General features: G+C 44.3%; 10 protein-coding genes. 5 read left to right on the top strand and 5 right to left on the bottom strand.

What is annotated here, in order from left to right:
* The first annotated feature begins 24 nt into the window (after window positions 1-24).
* Both DN062_RS09580 and DN062_RS09575 read left to right on the top strand, forming a co-directional pair.
* Window positions 25-2,886: a PAS domain-containing protein gene (locus tag DN062_RS09580; RefSeq protein WP_112159115.1), complete on the top strand. Its 2,862-nt coding sequence runs from the start codon at window positions 25-27 to the stop codon at window positions 2,884-2,886.
* The gene (locus tag DN062_RS09575; RefSeq protein ID WP_239995753.1) at window positions 2,886-5,852 is read left to right on the top strand and encodes a response regulator; all 2,967 of its coding nucleotides are present in this window, start codon (window positions 2,886-2,888) and stop codon (window positions 5,850-5,852) included. The genes DN062_RS09580 and DN062_RS09575 overlap by 1 nt, the downstream gene beginning before the upstream one ends.
* Window positions 5,853-5,935: 83 nt before the next feature.
* Here the strand turns inward: DN062_RS09575 and DN062_RS09570 are convergent, their stop codons facing one another.
* The 5 genes from DN062_RS09570 to rpmH all read right to left on the bottom strand — a co-directional run bounded on the left by DN062_RS09570 (window position 5,936) and on the right by rpmH (window position 12,196).
* A complete protein-coding gene (locus DN062_RS09570) occupies window positions 5,936-8,398 on the bottom strand; it encodes an EAL domain-containing protein (RefSeq protein ID WP_239995752.1) in 2,463 nt (820 codons plus the stop codon).
* A 129-nt stretch (window positions 8,399-8,527) separates the two neighbouring features.
* Window positions 8,528-9,895: a tRNA uridine-5-carboxymethylaminomethyl(34) synthesis GTPase MnmE gene (mnmE, locus tag DN062_RS09565; protein ID WP_112159112.1), complete on the bottom strand. Its 1,368-nt coding sequence runs from the start codon at window positions 9,893-9,895 to the stop codon at window positions 8,528-8,530.
* Window positions 9,896-9,978: 83 nt separating this feature from the next.
* Complete coding sequence (gene yidC / locus DN062_RS09560) at window positions 9,979-11,649, bottom strand: membrane protein insertase YidC (RefSeq protein ID WP_112159111.1); 1,671 nt, start codon at window positions 11,647-11,649, stop codon at window positions 9,979-9,981.
* A gap of 13 nt (window positions 11,650-11,662) precedes the next feature.
* Window positions 11,663-12,037, bottom strand: coding sequence for a ribonuclease P protein component (rnpA, locus tag DN062_RS09555; protein ID WP_036512754.1), 375 nt, complete (start codon window positions 12,035-12,037; stop codon window positions 11,663-11,665).
* A 24-nt stretch (window positions 12,038-12,061) separates the two neighbouring features.
* On the bottom strand, window positions 12,062-12,196 hold the full coding sequence (gene rpmH / locus DN062_RS09550) for a 50S ribosomal protein L34 (RefSeq protein WP_036512751.1): 135 nt from the start codon (window positions 12,194-12,196) through the stop codon (window positions 12,062-12,064).
* Window positions 12,197-12,478: 282 nt separating this feature from the next.
* On the opposite strand from rpmH, the gene dnaA reads away from it, so the two are divergent.
* The 3 genes from dnaA to recF are packed head-to-tail and all read left to right on the top strand — an operon-like array spanning window position 12,479 to window position 16,368.
* On the top strand, window positions 12,479-14,071 hold the full coding sequence (gene dnaA, locus DN062_RS09545) for a chromosomal replication initiator protein DnaA (RefSeq protein ID WP_112159110.1): 1,593 nt from the start codon (window positions 12,479-12,481) through the stop codon (window positions 14,069-14,071).
* 30 nt (window positions 14,072-14,101) lie between these two features.
* Window positions 14,102-15,205: a DNA polymerase III subunit beta gene (gene dnaN / locus DN062_RS09540; RefSeq protein WP_112159109.1), complete on the top strand. Its 1,104-nt coding sequence runs from the start codon at window positions 14,102-14,104 to the stop codon at window positions 15,203-15,205.
* A gap of 59 nt (window positions 15,206-15,264) precedes the next feature.
* Window positions 15,265-16,368 carry a DNA replication/repair protein RecF gene (recF, locus tag DN062_RS09535; RefSeq protein WP_112159108.1) on the top strand — a complete coding sequence of 368 codons (1,104 nt, stop codon included), beginning with the start codon at window positions 15,265-15,267 and terminating at the stop codon, window positions 16,366-16,368.

Below are 16,368 nucleotides of genomic sequence, written 5' to 3'. Positions count from 1 at the left end.
AAATTCTATTTAGGACGGTACTGAATGAAACGACCACCGGTCCCTGAAAATGAAGCAGAGCGTCAGCGGGCATTGGATGCAACTTGCCTTCTCACGTGTGGAGCGGAAGAACGTTTTGATCGCATCACGCGCCTAGTTCGTCAAATATTCTCAATGCCTATTGTTTTGGTATCCTTGATTGACAAGGATCGGCAGTGGTTTAAGTCTCGTCAGGGGTTAGAGGCGCAGGAAACACCACGTGATATTTCTTTTTGCGGCCATGCTATTCTCGGTAATGTTCCATTGATCGTCGAAAATGCGTTGGACGATTCTCGTTTTTTTGATAATCCGCTTGTTATAAACGCACCGAATATCCGTTTTTATGCGGGCGTCCCTCTTCATACGAGCAAAGGTTATCGAATTGGTACCCTATGCTTGATAGATACGGTTGCCCGAAGCTTATCTTTAGAGCAGATCGATATGCTTGTAGACTTTGCGGGTACTGTTGAGGAGCTGATACAAGCCGATGAAATGACTCGTTCAGCCTATACAAATTTAGAGTCTGAGCTGATCGCAAGTCGAGATGAGATGTCCTCTCTAATCGATAATATGCCAGGTGTCACGTATCGCTGTTTACCGGATAACAATTGGACAATGCTGTATATCAGTGGTCAAGTTGATCGTGTCAGTGGCTATTCGGCAGATGATCTCATTGGCAATAAACGGGTTTGCTATGCTGATTTAATTCATCCTGATGATGCTCAAGGTTTGGACGAAGCTGTTGCATCTGCGATGGCAATGAATGAGCAATGGCATGTTGAATATCGTGTGCGCCATCGTGATGGACATTGGCGTTGGGTCGAGGAACGCGGTAAATGTATACGCAATGATCCACAATATCCCGAAATCCTTGAAGGCTTTATTGTGGATATTACTCGTGAGCGTAATGCGCTGAGTCAGATGAATAAACATCATGATGCGTTGATGTTGCTTAATGATATTGCCTTTGCTTCTGGGGATACGCTAGACAGCAAAATACAAAATGCGCTAATAACCGCTAGAAAATATTTAAAAGCGGATCTTGCAATTATCAGCCAGATAGAAGGTGACGTCTATACGGTTCGGTGGATGGATGCAGTTCCTAATGTGGGTGTTGTGTTTGGGCAACAATTCTCACTTGATCAAACTTGGTGTCAATTACTATTTTCCGGCCATCTTTTAGTTGAAAGACATGAGCTGTTTATTGCGAATGCCGAGCTGAGTGAATTTTATTCCCATCCTTGCTATCGGGATAATCCACTTGGCTCTTATGCTGGAATAACGATTGAAGTTGATGGCCAAGCATTTGGTACATTGAATTTTTCGTCCAGTCGCCCCCGAGCTGATGAATTTGATGAAAGCGAACAGCTGTTTATGCGCTTGCTGGCAGGTTGGCTTTCTGATGCATTAACGAATAGCCTAAGTAGTGAGCGTTTAACAAAGCTAATGGCGCAGTTGCCAGGCGTTATTTATCAGTTTCGTCTTTATTCTGATGGGCATATGTCATTCCCTTTCAGTTCACCACAGATTCAGAGTCTATATGGTCTGACTCCAGAAGCAGCAGCTTATGACGCGAGCCCTGCATTTACCCGAATTCATCCTGATGATTTAGATAAGGTAAGCAATACAATCGAGTATTCGGCAGATTCGTTAGAATACTGGCAAGCTACTTTTCGTGTGCGCAGCGAGGGTAATGATTATCGTTGGATTTCTGGGCAGGCTCGGCCAGAGCGTCTTATGGATGGTAGTGTTTTATGGCATGGATATTTACAAGATATTCATGAGCAGGAGTTGGCACGTCTGAAGTTGGCACGCAATGAAGCTCGTCTTAGAGGCTTGTTTGAATTTTCTCCTATTGGCATTGCGCTGAATGACTTTGAAAGTGGGCAGTTTATCGACTTAAATGATGCTGTTTTGGCACCAACGGGTTATACCCGCGAAGAGTTTGTTGCCTTGAGTTACAAGGATATAACACCGATTGACTTTCAACTTGAAGAAGAGAAAGCTCTTGCTGATTTAACAAGGATAGGCCGCTATGGCCCCTTTGAAAAAGAGTATATTCGCAAAGATGGCAGCCGCTATCCCGTGCGTTTACAAGGGATGCTTAGCGAGGAACAAGACGGTAGGCGGGTCATTTGGTCTTTGATTGAAGATATCACTGAACGGCGCAAGCTGGATAAAATGAAAGATCAGTTTATCGCTACTGTTAGTCACGAGTTGCGCACACCGCTTACATCTATCAAAGGCTCGTTAGGATTGCTCTCTGGGGGAGCAGCGGGAACCTTGCCTGATAAAGCAAATATATTGCTGAGTAACGCCGAGCGTAACGTACAGCGTCTGGCAACTTTGATCAATGATCTGTTAGATATGGAAAAGCTGGTTGCGGGTAAAATGACGTTGAATATGTGTGTACAAGCGCTAGGCCCTTTAATTGATGATGCCGTAGAGTCCATGATTAGTTACGGTGATCAGCACAGGGTAACAATCAAGACTACTCCTACCTGGCCGGATATTTGGGTTAACGTTGATGGACCACGCTTTATACAGGCACTGACCAACTTGCTTTCAAACGCAATTAAATACTCCCCTGAAAATGAAAGTGTTGAAGTAAGTGTCGAGCAGAAAGAGTGTGCTGTAGAAGTGATTGTGCGAGATCATGGTCCTGGGGTTGACCCTGTGTTCCGTAGTCAGCTATTTCAACGTTTTTCTCAAGCAGACAGCAGCGATACTCGCAAGCTACCAGGTACAGGGTTGGGGTTGGCAATCACTCGAGAGATAAGCCAACAGCTTGGGGGCGAGGTCAACTATCGAGAGGCTGCTGGCGGTGGTGGTGAGTTTTATATTTTGTTACCTGAGGTATGTAGCTGATGAATATTTCGTTGAGCATGCGAATTATCTTTCTTGTACTTTTCATCAGTAGCCTATTGGTTGGCGGTATGTTACTGACCGTATACAAATTAAAAATAGCAGATATTGAATTGGTGGTTTCTGAACGCAATGTGTCAGAAATACATCGATTAGCAACGGAGCTTGAACTGACTCAACAGCAACGTGTACTTGGTCTAGAGGGATTTGCTGCGCGTTTACTCAATGAAAATGGAGAATTACTCGATACTCAGGTACTTAAAATGCTCCTAAATCAGCCCTCGGTTGCCAAGGACCTTTTTCCTGATGGTCTTTTGGTATTCGATGCCAATGCAACGGCCATTGCAGAGAGTCAATTTACGGAGGGTCGTTTAGGTACAAACTACACTGACCGTCCTCATTTCCAAAGAGCACAGCGAACAAAAGCAGCAGTGATTTCGGAGCCTATTTTGGGGCGAGTGACTGGCTTACCCTTAATTTCCTATCTGCAACCCGTATTATCATCCGATGGAGACATTCTAGCTTATGCTGGAGGGATACTCGATCTTGCGAATACTCCATTACTGAAGGAGGATATTCGATCTGACTTTGAAAACCATGCAATAACATTAATAATTGATCCGCAACATCGCCTATTTGTTTCCATGCGCGAGCGCTTTGAAAAACCAGAACCTCTGCCCGAAAAGGGTACAGATGTTTTAGTAGATGCAGCCTTAACCTTGGCTCCGCCTAGCATTTTATTTGATGATCAACAACGCTCGTTTTTAGTAGCGACAATTCAACTGAGTTCTCTAAACTGGATCGTACTGCGAGCTATTCCCTATAGCGAGGTGATAGCACCCGCTCAAGCGTCTTTTCGCCAATTTTTATTAATTGCACTTATTTTAACGGTTTTCGTTGCAATCGTTGGTGTATGGCTTGCACGAAGCCTTACGCAATCGTTAGAAAAAATGACCAAACGTATAGAAGAGATGGCTGATGATGGGCTGATAGATGAGGTATTCCCCGACAAGGGTAATCCGGAAGTAAAGGCATTGGCGCGGGCAATGAATCGCTTAGCTAAGGAACAAAAGGCAGCTAACCTTGCCGTTCGTGAAGTAGAAAGATTTCTGACGAATGTTCTCGATTCTGCATCCGAAATATCGATTATCGCTACCGACAAAGATGGCGTCATTACTGTCTTTAACAAAGGCGCTGAACGTATGTTGGGCTTCAGTGGAGCTGATCTAGTCGGTAAGGAAACCCCTGCATTACTGCATTTAGCTGAAGAAGTTGAACAACGATCAGCGGAACTGAGCGCAGCTCTCGGTTACCCGGTTAATGGTTTTAGGGTGTTTGTTGAAAAAGCCGAACAAAATGGGGCGGAAAAGCGCGATTGGACTTACTTGCACAAGACCCGTCGGCCTATTCCAGTGTCATTGGTAGTCACTACCATGCGCAATGATACTGGAGACATAACGGGCTATCTTGGTATAGCTGAAGATATCAGCGAACGGAAACGCTTAGATAAAATGAAAAGTGAATTTATTTCCACGGTCAGTCATGAACTGCGCACACCCTTGACTTCAATTTCTGGGGCCTTGGGATTATTAATTGGTGGTGGTTTGGGTGATCTTCCCGAAAAGGCTCAAAAACTTCTGGCGACAGCACACCGAAACAGTAAGCGTTTAACGCACCTAATTAATGACCTGTTGGACATTGAAAAGATTACAGCTGGCAAATTGCATTATGATATGGAAGTTCAACCTTTGATGCCTTTAATTGAGCAGGCTGTAGAGTCTAATCAAGATTACGGTAGTGATAGAGGTATAAGGCTTTCATTTATATCAGGCGATTTATCCGATACACGCGTTTATGTTGATACTCAACGCTTAATGCAAGTGCTGGCTAATCTGTTATCCAATGCTATTAAGTTTTCTCCGGATCATGACGAGGTCAGGATCAAGGCCGATGTAAGTGACACAAAAGTGATTATTAGTGTGATTGATAATGGTCGAGGCATAGCTGATTCGTTTCGTGGCAAAATATTTCAACGTTTTGCTCAGGCAGATGCATCCGATACTCGTGCAAAAGAGGGTACAGGCTTGGGATTAGCAATTACCCGTGAGTTAGTCGAAAAAATGGGGGGACGTATCGATTACGAATCTGAAGAAGGTAAGGGTGCGCGTTTTTTCTTTGAGCTACCTATTGTTCATTCAGCAGTGGTTCTGCCTGCATTGCCAACAACGAATACACAAGCGCCTCGTATTTTGATTGTAGAAGATGATCAAGATGTAGCCAATCTCTTGAGCATCATGCTCAATGAGGCGGGCTATCAAGTAGACGTCGTCTACAATGGCACCGAGACATTAAAAGCTATAATCCATATCCACTACGATCTGATATGCCTAGATTTAATGTTACCTGATATAAGTGGTCTTGATATTATTCGTCAACTGCGTGCAGAACAGAAAACATCGGATCTACCTATTCTAGTTGTCTCAGCAAAAATGGAGGAAGGTCGGCTTTCGCTCAATGGCGATGTATCGAATATTGAATGGTTAGCGAAACCGATTGATCAGCTTCGGCTTTTAGACCTAGTCCAGGGTCAACTTACGACGCAGCGAGAGCATGGGCCCCGAGTTTTACACATAGAAGATGATGCTGATCTGCAGGAAGTGATCTGTGCGATGGTCGGTGACCAAATTGAATTTATATCCGCACATTCACTTGAAGAGGCTAGAAGTGCTCTACTCCAGGCTTGGTTTGATGTTGTACTGCTAGACATAGGGTTACCTGACGGTTCGGGTTGGGACTTGCTACCGGAGATCCGTGCCTGTCAGCCCGATGCTAAGGTAATAGTGCTATCTGGCACAGATCTGTCGAGTCATCAACTCGAAAGGGTTGAGCTGGCTCTGCTTAAATCACGTGTATCAGTCGAGCAGTTAATTAATGAGATTGGCTTTCGTATTAGAAAGACTGAGAAATAAGCCGATTATATCTGGGTAGTTTTTGTTTTGTACGAGCAAGACTTCCCTGTTTGAGGCAATCTATACAGTTTTTTAAGTATTTGTCATATCCATAGATCACGCTCCACTTCCTCTGCGAGCATGGGTTTAGCCTTTAGGAACCCTTGATATTGATCACAACCAATTATACGTAGGAAATTCAGTTCTTGAACTTGTTCAACTCCTTCTGCAATAACACTCATGTTCATGGTTTTTCCCAGTTGTACTATCGATTGTAGAAGTCGTGAATCACCTGTTTGGGTCGATTGCTGTATAAAACTACGATCGATCTTTAATTTTGCAGCATTAATTCGTTGCAAATAACTCAGAGAACTATAACCCGTGCCAAAATCATCCAAAGCTAATCTGACGCCTATCTCTTTAAGAGCATTTAGCACGTTGCTAGCCTGTTGCCAATCAGACAGTAACAGTGATTCGGTTATCTCTAAAATGACTCTGTCTGGGATTAAACGGTGATGCGCAATTAGATATCTCAGATGTGATAAGAATGTGGGCTTTTGAATATCCTGTGCTGATAAATTGATGGACATGAATAAGTCAGGTTGTTTTTCTTGCCAAGATGAAAGTCGAGTTAGACTCTGGCTTAACATTTGTTCTGTGAGTTTTGATATTAGCCCTTGTTCTTCCATTAAAGGGATGAAGTCTCCAGGGCCTAGCACTTTTTTATCTGGATGTTGCCAGCGTGCGAGCGCTTCAAACCCCATGAGTTTGCCAGTACTAACCGAAAAGATGGGTTGGTAAACCGATATGAACTCTTCTTTCTCGAGCCCTTTTATAATAGACCTAGCTAAAGAAAAATGATTTTTCTCTTTATCTTTCATCCAAGACTTGTAATAGCATACGTCAGCAGTTGGAGATTTTTTTGCGTTGAATAAAGCAGCATCCGCTTGATCAAGCAAATCATCCGCATTTTTAGTTTCGTTTGAGGCACATGCTATGCCTATATCGGCTGACAAAGCTATATTGGTGTGCTTCTCTGCATCATTTGTATTATCAACCGCTATATTGAGTGATCTGATGAATTGATTGATAGAGTACTCAGAATTATGATTAGAAATTAGCAGTATAAACTCATCTGCACTTTCTCGGCACAATATATCCTTTGCATCTAGGCACTGAGTCAACTCCCAAGCAAGTCTCTGAAGTACTTGGTCTCCAAAATAGTAACCGTATAAATTATTAATTGTATGAAAATTCCGTAGATCAATTTTTACAACAGCAATTAACGCTTTTGGGTCTCTATTTTGCAGTATATTATCGAGTATGGAACGTATTTTCGCGAACTTAGGAAGTCCTGTTAACATATCTTGACTAACGGAGGTTTCTGAGAGTGTTAACGAACCCGTTTTGGCCCGTAACAATCGCCCCCGCAAAACCCGTGATTTTATGACCATCAGCAAACGCCATGGCTCAATCGGTTTATTTATAAATTCATCGCTTGTTAGCCGAGCACAGGCGAGCTGTATATCGGTATCCCCTGCTGCTGACATAAATAGCAAAGGTATAGTGGCAAATTCTTCATGCTGCCGAATAATTCTTCCTAGCTCAATACCGCTACAGCTTGGCATGTATACGTCGATTAGTATCAACTCTGGCTGCTCAAGTTCAAGCATAGCGATTGCATCTTCAGCACACGTTGCCATCGAAACACTGTAGCCCGCATTTGAAAGTACTGTTCCATATAAGCTTAAAAGATCGCGGTCATCATCTACTATCATTATTCTGTATGGTTCGCTTGGAGCGAGGTTTAGCTCTGATTGAAGCAATGATATTAATTTTGAAACATCAAGCGGTTTTCTGAGGAAATGATTGCCAGCTGCTCGCACGGCAGCAAGACGAACATCAAAAGAGTCAAAAGCCGAAATAAAAATTACAGGCAAAGGCGCTCCATCTTTTTGGCGCCATAGTCCTACTTTATTCGCGCCAGCAAAACGCTGTCCAGAAAAGTCCATATCAACGATCAGTGCTAGAGGTTCATACTCTGCTACCGCTTGTTCAAGTTGGTTTATGTCTTCCTGATATTTGATGGAATATCCACGATGTTTGAGTATTTCACTGATTTGTACTGAAAAGTCCGGATCATCATCAATTAGGAGTAAATTGACAGCCTCATTTTTATCAATAGAAGGGTTTTCAACACTTGTTACGGATTTCAGAGTGTTATTACTATCAATAATAGAATCTCTATCAAGAACAGTAAGCAGTGCGTGTAAAGGCTCAGCTAAGGCAGCTGTTAATTCGGGCTTTGAAAGAGTAACTGCAGTATTAGAGGCTTCTTCTAACGCCTTAGCAAGCAAGGATAGCTCTGTAAAACCATATACCTTTCCTGAACCGCTAAGACGATGTGCAATCGATATGAGACTTTCCAGTTGTCTAGGATCTTTGTTTATTGCTAACCAGATGTTTTCTAATTCAGTTTTGTATTCACCCAAGTGTGCTTTGTAAGTATTTCGCAAATTATCCAGTTTTTGGCTGACTGAACTATCTAAGTCTTTTTTTGCCATCATGCCATTCCTTTGATTAAATATAAGCAACTCAACTGGCTAAATATAGAAGAAGATACCCTGTTTATCCACAGTGAGAGAGTGAACTAAGAATATGCAGATTCTCTATTTGTTGGTTGAGTTCCGATGACTTTACTTCCCAATACAAAAACTCGAAAAAATACGTCCGAGTAGATCATCGGGTGTAAACTCCCCTGTAATCTCTCCTAAACTCTGCTGTGCGGCGCGTAGATCTTCTGCCAGTAGTTCTCCAGCACTGAAGTCTTGCAGCTGTTCTAAGCCCTTCTCTAACTGTTGTTGAGCGCGCTCTAACGCATCAAGATGACGACGGCGAGCCATAAAGCCCCCCTCCGTTGTACTGCTAAATCCCATACAGGCTTTCAGGTGCTCTCTTAATAAGTCTATTCCCTGCCCTTGTTTGGCTGAAATAGAAATGAGTGAGTAATCACTGTTACTAATGAGTTCGGGCTTCTCGGCCTGTAGATCGATCTTATTGCGTATAACAGTAATATGAGAGGTGTGCGTCAGTTGGGCAACGAACTCCGGCCAAATTTCCTCTGGTGTGTGCGCAAGTGTTTCGCTGGAGTCCACTACCATTAAAATACGGTCTGCTTTATGGATTTCTTCCCATGCTCTGTTGATTCCAATCTGCTCGACTTTGTCGGGTGCATCGCGTAAACCTGCTGTGTCGATAATATGCAGCGGCATACCATCAATGTGGATATGTTCGCGAAGCACATCGCGGGTGGTACCGGCAATATCGGTTACAATAGCCGTTTCACGACCAGCCAGAGCATTGAGTAAACTTGATTTTCCCGCATTTGGCTTGCCCGCAATCACTACATTCATGCCCTCACGCATTAGGCTGCCTTGATGGGCTTCTTTTTGCACATCCATTAAGTCCTGCATAATGTGGATAAGATCACTTTGCACTTTGCCATCGGCCAGAAAATCAATTTCCTCTTCTGGGAAGTCGATGGCCGCTTCCACATAGATCCTTAGCAGAATCAGCCGCTCAACGAGTTTATGAATGCGTTTCGAAAACTCACCTTGCAACGATCGAAGCGCACATCGTGCGGCCTGTGCAGAAGTGCTGTTAATTAGATCTGAAATAGCTTCGGCTTGCGCAAGATCGAGTTTGTCATTCAGGAAGGCCCGCTCGCTAAACTCTCCAGGCCTTGCTGTTCTAGCACCCAAGGCAATAACATTTTGCAGGATGAAATCCATGACAACTGGGCCGCCATGTGCCTGAAACTCAAGGACATCCTCTCCTGTAAATGAATTTGGGCCAGGAAAATACAGGGCAATGCCTTGATCTATTACATTTCCATCGCGAGAAAAGAAATCTCCATAATGAGCATATCTAGGTTTGGGGACTAACTTCAGAAGAGTTTCGGCAATTTTTACACAGCCGGGCCCTGATACTCGGATAATCCCGACGCCACCTTTCCCCGGTGCAGTGGCTTGAGCGGCGATAGTATCCTGTGTGTAGTGTGGCATGAATAAACTCCAAGTCAGGGATCACATTTATCTTTATACAACAAAAAGGCTCCCGAAGGAGCCTCTTTTGTTTTGAGCAAGCGCTAGGCTGCTTTTTTGACGTCTTCTTTCTCGATTTGCTTAGTAATGTACCACTGTTGAGCAATTGAAAGAATGTTGTTCACTAACCAGTACAATACCAATCCTGCAGGGAACCACAGGAAGAAAAAAGTGAAAACGATTGGCAACATTTTCATAATCTTCGCTTGCATTGGGTCCGGAGGTGTCGGGTTCAGCTTTTGCTGCAAGAACATGGTGACACCCATTAGAATCGGCAGAATGAAATAAGGATCCATTACCGACAAATCTTGGATGTATCCGAAGAAAGGCGCATGACGCAGTTCAACGGATTCCATTAATACCCAGTAAAGTGCAATGAAGACAGGCATTTGAGCAAGTATGGGTAGACAGCCACCTAGGGGGTTGATTTGCTCTTTCTTGTAGAGCTTCATCATTTCCTGAGACATTTTTTGGCGATCGTCACCATAAAGCTCTTTCATTCTCATCATTTCAGGGCCGAACTTGCGCATTTTAGCCATAGAGCGGAAGGCTTTTGCATTCAAGTGGAACAAGGCACCTTTAACAACCACGGTTATACCAATGATCGCAAGTCCCCAGTTACCCACAAAGCTTTGGATAGTGGTCAGCAACCAATACAAAGGATAGGCAATCCACCAGAGCCAGCCGTAATCAACGGTTAGCTTCAAGTTTGGAGCGGTTGCTTCTAGCTGTGTTTGGTCTTTAGGACCTACGTAAAGCGTTGCATTTACTTCAGTGGAAGCACCGGGCGTTACTTCAAAGGTAGGTGCTAAGAAGCCTGCGATGTATTCGTTATTGGCACGACGCGTTTGGAACGTCAGCTCTTGCCCTGCTTCAGGTACCCATGCAGAAACAAAATAATGTTGGCTAAACGCAACCCAGCCACTATCACTAGTGCGCTGGAAATTGCCTTTATCCATGTCACCGAAGGAGACTTTTTGGTAGTTGTTGTCTTGAGTTGAGAAGACAGCACCTAAGTAAGATGACATACCAATTGACGTTGAGCTGGTGGGATCAACACTGCGGTCGCGTTTTAGCTGACCAAAGAGTGTTGCTCTGAACGTGTCTTCCGATGGGTTGTTAACGATATAGCTCATGCCTACACGGTAACTTCCACGCTCGAATGAATAACGTTTGATGATTTCAACGCCAGTCTCGGTGGTGTAAAGTAAATCGACTACAAGCGATTCATTATCATCTAAGCTGTATTCGGCTTGTGGCGAACGGTATAGAGGACGTCCATCAGCACGTCCATCAGGACCATCTCGACCCACTAGCCCGCTCTGCGCGACATAGGTACGGTTTGCATTTTGCTCTAATAGTACAAATGACTGCGGAGAGTTTAATTGAGCTTTGTGTTCTGGCAAAGCAGCATAGATGATGTCACCGCCTCTGGCATCAATACGAATATCCAGAACATCGGTCACAACGCTGATGACAGACGCTTGAGACGTTGCCTGTTCTGACGCTATTGAGGTGGGCTCACCCGTCACAACGGCTGGAATATCAGCGGATACTGATTCAGCGGAAGGGAGATCTGACACTGAACTTGCAACCACGGGGCTGCTACTGATCTCTTGTACGACAGGTTGATTGTAATCCTGATTCCATTGAAGAAACAGAAAATACGTTAGAACTGACAATACGGATAATAATATGACTCGCTGTACATCCATCGCGATTAAACCATTAGTTTTCTTTAAGGACGTTAGAAGCTTTTCGTTTCAGCTTTGACCAGCTTCGGTTAATTAAGGCTACAATCTCTTCATTAGAGAGGGTATCCAATCCCTTGCGAGCAAGGATTACCATATCGATGGCTGGTAAATCATGTTGCTGAAGTCGAAAGGATTCGCGAATAATACGTCTAATGCGGTTACGTTTAACAGCCCGGCGTACATTTTTTTTTGAAATAACGAAGCCGATGCGTGGGTGACCTAGCTGATTTGGATTCGCGAGGATCAACAGAGAGGGGTCAGATACCTTTAGACTGGCTCTGTCGAATACCTGTTTGAAGTCCCCACCAGTTAACAAACGTAACTGACGGGGGTATCCGAATTCGGCCATTGAGTCGAAAACCGCTGAACTGAATTAAACAGTCAGACTTTTGCGGCCTTTAGCACGGCGACGGTTTAGAACCTGACGGCCGTTTTTTGTTGCCATGCGAGCACGGAAACCATGTGTACGAGCGCGCTTTAAAACGCTAGGTTGAAATGTTCTTTTCATTGCACCAGTCCTGCTTACGTGAGAGCTCTTACGTGTTAGCTAAGTGATTGGAGTTGCCGCGCGTTTTTCCACGCGTTTTCCACGTTAGTTGCCACGTTTTATATAAAAAATCAGACGCGAGATTATATTCGTCCTTGCTTGTGCTTGCAAATACTTTGTTGTTTTATTTAATTCTACCTCTATGCCTGTTGATGAAGCGATTCGTTGTGGATAAGTTTACGATGAACCGATAGAATAGAAGTTTATTATTTGCGGATTAATGTGTGTTGACAGGGGTTATTCATGTCTGACGAGTTATGGGAGCGCTGCCTGTCCAGTCTGCGGGATGAGTTTCCGGCTCAGCAGTATAATACTTGGATTAGGCCACTTAGATTAGCTCAGTGTCAAACCGATCTTCTAGTCCTCTTGGCGCCTAATCGCTTTGTGAAGGATTGGGTGAGTGATAAATACTTAAGCCATATCAGACAGGCGTTTAGCCATTTGACAGGTAGCATTAGTGCTGAAGTCATGATTGAAATTGCACAGTCTGGTGCGGCTCAGCCTTTGCTAAGAGCATCGAGTCCTGTTGTTGCGTCAGTGCCAGCTGCACATACAGCAGACGTTAGAAGTCATGTACCTGCTATACCGACACCGCCGTCAAATGATCAAGTGTATGTGCCAGCTCAAGAAGCGCATTATACAGAATCCTTGTCGACGGACTCTTATGAGTCTATGCAATCTTCAGGCGTTGAGCCTGTTACGGATGGTCAACGAGTATCCATGCCGGAACCTCAGCTTGAGCTTGAGATGTTACCTGCCGAAGACACACGCAAACGTAAACCTCGAAAAGTGGATGTCGAGGGCGGAGTTAAACATCAGTCTAACTTAAACCCAGCGTTTACCTTTCAGGCGTTCGTTCAGGGTAAATCGAACCAGTTAGCACTTGCGGCGGCCCAGCAGGTTGCGGATAACCCAGGTGGTGGTTACAACCCTCTCTTTATATATGGCGGTGTTGGTTTAGGTAAAACTCACTTAATGCACGCTGTCGGTTGTGAGATGTTGCGGCGCAATCCGAATGCTCGGATTCTCTATCTGCATTCTGAGCGTTTTGTAGCGGATATGGTAAAAGCCTTACAATTGAATGCGTTTAATGATTTTAAGCGTTATTATCGATCAGTTGACGCGTTGCTAATCGATGATATTCAGTTTTTTGCGGGTAAAGAACGATCACAGGAAGAGTTCTTTCATACCTTTAATGCGCTTTTGGAAGGTGGTCAGCAGCTGATTTTAACAAGTGATCGCTATCCAAAAGAGATCAGTGGTGTTGAAGAACGCCTTAAGTCTCGGTTTGGTTGGGGATTAACGGTTCCTATTGAGCCTCCTGAGCTTGAAACACGTGTCGCGATCTTGATGAAAAAAGCGCAGGAAGCTAGGATTCAATTACCCCATGATTCTGCATTTTTTCTCGCACAAAAAATTCGATCAAATGTAAGAGAGTTAGAGGGTGCGCTTAAGCGAGTGATAGCGAATGCTCACTTCACAGGCAGCACTATATCAACACCCTTTATCAAAGAATCTTTAAAGGACTTGTTAGCTTTACAGGATAAACAAGTCAGCATAGATAATATTCAGCGTGTTGTCGCAGAGTATTATAAGATTAAGATCGCCGATCTTCTATCCAAGCGGAGAAGTCGATCGGTGGCAAGGCCTCGTCAAGTGGCAATGAGTATTTCGAAAGAACTCACCAACCATAGTCTTCCAGAAATCGGGAATGCCTTTGGTGGACGAGACCACACAACCGTTCTTCATGCATGTCGTAAAATCAAAGAGCTGAGGGAAACCGATGCTGACATCAGTGAAGATTATAAAAACCTGCTGCGTCACCTGACGGCGTAGCGTCCGGATCCTGACTAAGGTAAGACAGCCATGAGATTCGTTATTTCAAGAGAAGCACTAATTAAGCCACTCCAGTTAGTGGCAGGTGTCGTAGAGCGCCGTCAGACAATGCCGGTACTGTCAAATGTCCTGTTGGTGGTGGATCAAGGTCAGTTGTCCTTGACTGGAACCGACTTAGAAGTTGAGCTAGTGGCTCGTATTCCTGTTGCAGAAGTGGTTGAGTCAGGCGCGGTTACTCTTCCTGCCCGAAAACTGATGGATATCTGTAAGTCATTAGCCGATGATGCACGCATTGAAATCGAATGTGATGGTGCGAAGGCTTCTTTGCGCTCGGGCCGCAGTCGATTCTCCTTGTCGACCTTACCAGCGGCTGATTTTCCAAATGTTGAAGACAGTCCTGAAGCCTTAACCTTATCTTTGCCTCAGTCGTCTTTACGTCATCTTATTGAGCGTACTGGCTTTTCAATGGCTCAGCAGGATGTTCGTTATTATTTGAATGGAATGCTGTTGGAAGTTAAAGATGGTTTATTGCGTGCTGTCTCAACAGACGGTCATAGATTAGCGACCTGTACTGCAGCGGTTGAGGTGGATTCCACGTTATTTCATCAGATCATTGTGCCCAGAAAAGGGATTCTGGAACTTGCTCGCTTACTGCAAGGTGGCGACACGCCCGTTCAGTTAGTGATTGGTGCCAACCATATTCGTGCCGTAGTGGGTGACTTTACCTTTACCTCTAAGCTTGTTGATGGCAAGTTTCCTGATTACAACCGCGTTATTCCGCGTAATAGCGATAAAACGCTGTTGGGTGATCGTTTAGAGTTGCGTCAGGTATTTACTCGTATCGCGATTTTATCCAACGAGAAGTACCGTGGAGTGCGTTTAAACATCAACGATGGCTTATTACAGGTTTCAGCAAACAACCCAGAGCAGGAAGAAGCCGAAGAGTCATTGTCTGTTGATTTTGAAGGACAGAATATAGAGATAGGCTTTAACGTTAATTATCTCTTAGATGTTTTGTCGATTCTTAACACCGACGTTGTACGCTTTAACTTATCGGATTCCAATAGCAGTGCATTAATCCAAGGGTTTGATGAAACCGATGCGATGTATGTTGTAATGCCGATGCGCATGTAACCAACCGTCTGACAGGCGAGCGACTCTCTTAAGCGCAGTCGCTCGTTATGATCTCATCAATGACCTTAAAACGAATTAAAATTACGAATATCCGCAATTTAAGTCAGGCTGATTTAACGCCTGTCTCTCGTGTTAATATTCTGTATGGCGCTAATGGCAGTGGTAAAACCAGTGTTCTTGAAGCCATTCACTTTTTAGCAACCACTCGTTCCTTTCGCACCAGTCAGTTTCGCCATTTATTGTCGCAAGGAGCGCAGCAAGCCTTAGTGTTTGCGCGTATTGATCCTTTTTCGGAGCAACGTTTATCCGCGTTAGGTGTAGAGCGCGATGATCAAGGCAATGTTAAAGCCCGTTACGATGGCCGTACACTCGACTCTGCTGAACTGGCATCGTTACTGCCAGTGCAAGTTATTCACTCGGGTACCTTCGAGTTGTTGGACGGAAGTCCTACCGTACGGCGACAGTTTCTGGATTGGGGCTGCTTTCACTCTGAATCGGCCTTTATTACACGCTGGCGTAGCTTCAAACGTGCGCTGAAACAACGGAATTCATTGCTGAAATATGGTAAGATAGACCCAATACAAATGCAGGTGTGGAACCGAGAATTTGTTGAGCAAGGGCAAGCCTTAACGGATCTTAGAGATCGATACCTGCAAGCGCTGATTCCTGAGTTTGAACAAATTCTTTCCGTTTTATTAGGTGACGTTCCAATACGACTTGGCTTTTCTGCTGGCTGGGATCGAAAGCGCGCGTTGGCTGATATGCTTGATGAAAACTTTGCTCGTGATCTTCAGCATGGCTTCACTCAATTGGGCCCGCAGAGAGCTGATTTGCGCTTCCGACTGGAGCAGAAGAATGCGGCTGATATTTTGTCACGTGGTCAGAAGAAACTTGTTGTCAGTGCACTGAAGCTGGCGCAAGGGTCGCTGTATCGTCGATATTCGAATCGCCCCTGTATTTATTTATTCGATGATTTGCCTTCTGAGCTCGATGATAAGCACTGTCGTTTATTTTGTGATTTTATCAGTCAAAGCTTGGATCAATGTTTTATAACCTGTGTCGATCCTGACACTATGACGCAATTTTGGGCTTCGGATATAGATCTGTCGCTCTTTCATCTGGATTCTGGACGGTTATCGCACAAGGTTGCGCTAGGAGATTAA

Source organism: Nitrincola tibetensis (assembly GCF_003284585.1).
Lineage (GTDB): Bacteria > Pseudomonadota > Gammaproteobacteria > Pseudomonadales > Balneatricaceae > Nitrincola > Nitrincola tibetensis.
The sequence above is the reverse complement of the archived record's forward strand: the minus strand, read 5'-3'. Positions and strand labels throughout refer to the sequence as shown.

Bases quoted from the DNA above. Each gene is read 5' to 3' on its own strand.
- DN062_RS09580 (WP_112159115.1), top strand. From the start codon at position 25: ATGAAACGACCACCGGTCCCTGAAAATGAAGCAGAGCGTCAGCGGGCA.
- DN062_RS09575 (WP_239995753.1), top strand. From the start codon at position 2,886: ATGAATATTTCGTTGAGCATGCGAATTATCTTTCTTGTACTTTTCATC.
- DN062_RS09570 (WP_239995752.1), bottom strand. From the start codon at position 8,398: ATGATGGCAAAAAAAGACTTAGATAGTTCAGTCAGCCAAAAACTGGAT.
- mnmE (WP_112159112.1), bottom strand. From the start codon at position 9,895: ATGCCACACTACACACAGGATACTATCGCCGCTCAAGCCACTGCACCG.
- yidC (WP_112159111.1), bottom strand. From the start codon at position 11,649: ATGGATGTACAGCGAGTCATATTATTATCCGTATTGTCAGTTCTAACG.
- rnpA (WP_036512754.1), bottom strand. From the start codon at position 12,037: ATGGCCGAATTCGGATACCCCCGTCAGTTACGTTTGTTAACTGGTGGG.
- rpmH (WP_036512751.1), bottom strand. From the start codon at position 12,196: ATGAAAAGAACATTTCAACCTAGCGTTTTAAAGCGCGCTCGTACACAT.
- dnaA (WP_112159110.1), top strand. From the start codon at position 12,479: ATGTCTGACGAGTTATGGGAGCGCTGCCTGTCCAGTCTGCGGGATGAG.
- dnaN (WP_112159109.1), top strand. From the start codon at position 14,102: ATGAGATTCGTTATTTCAAGAGAAGCACTAATTAAGCCACTCCAGTTA.
- recF (WP_112159108.1), top strand. From the start codon at position 15,265: ATGACCTTAAAACGAATTAAAATTACGAATATCCGCAATTTAAGTCAG.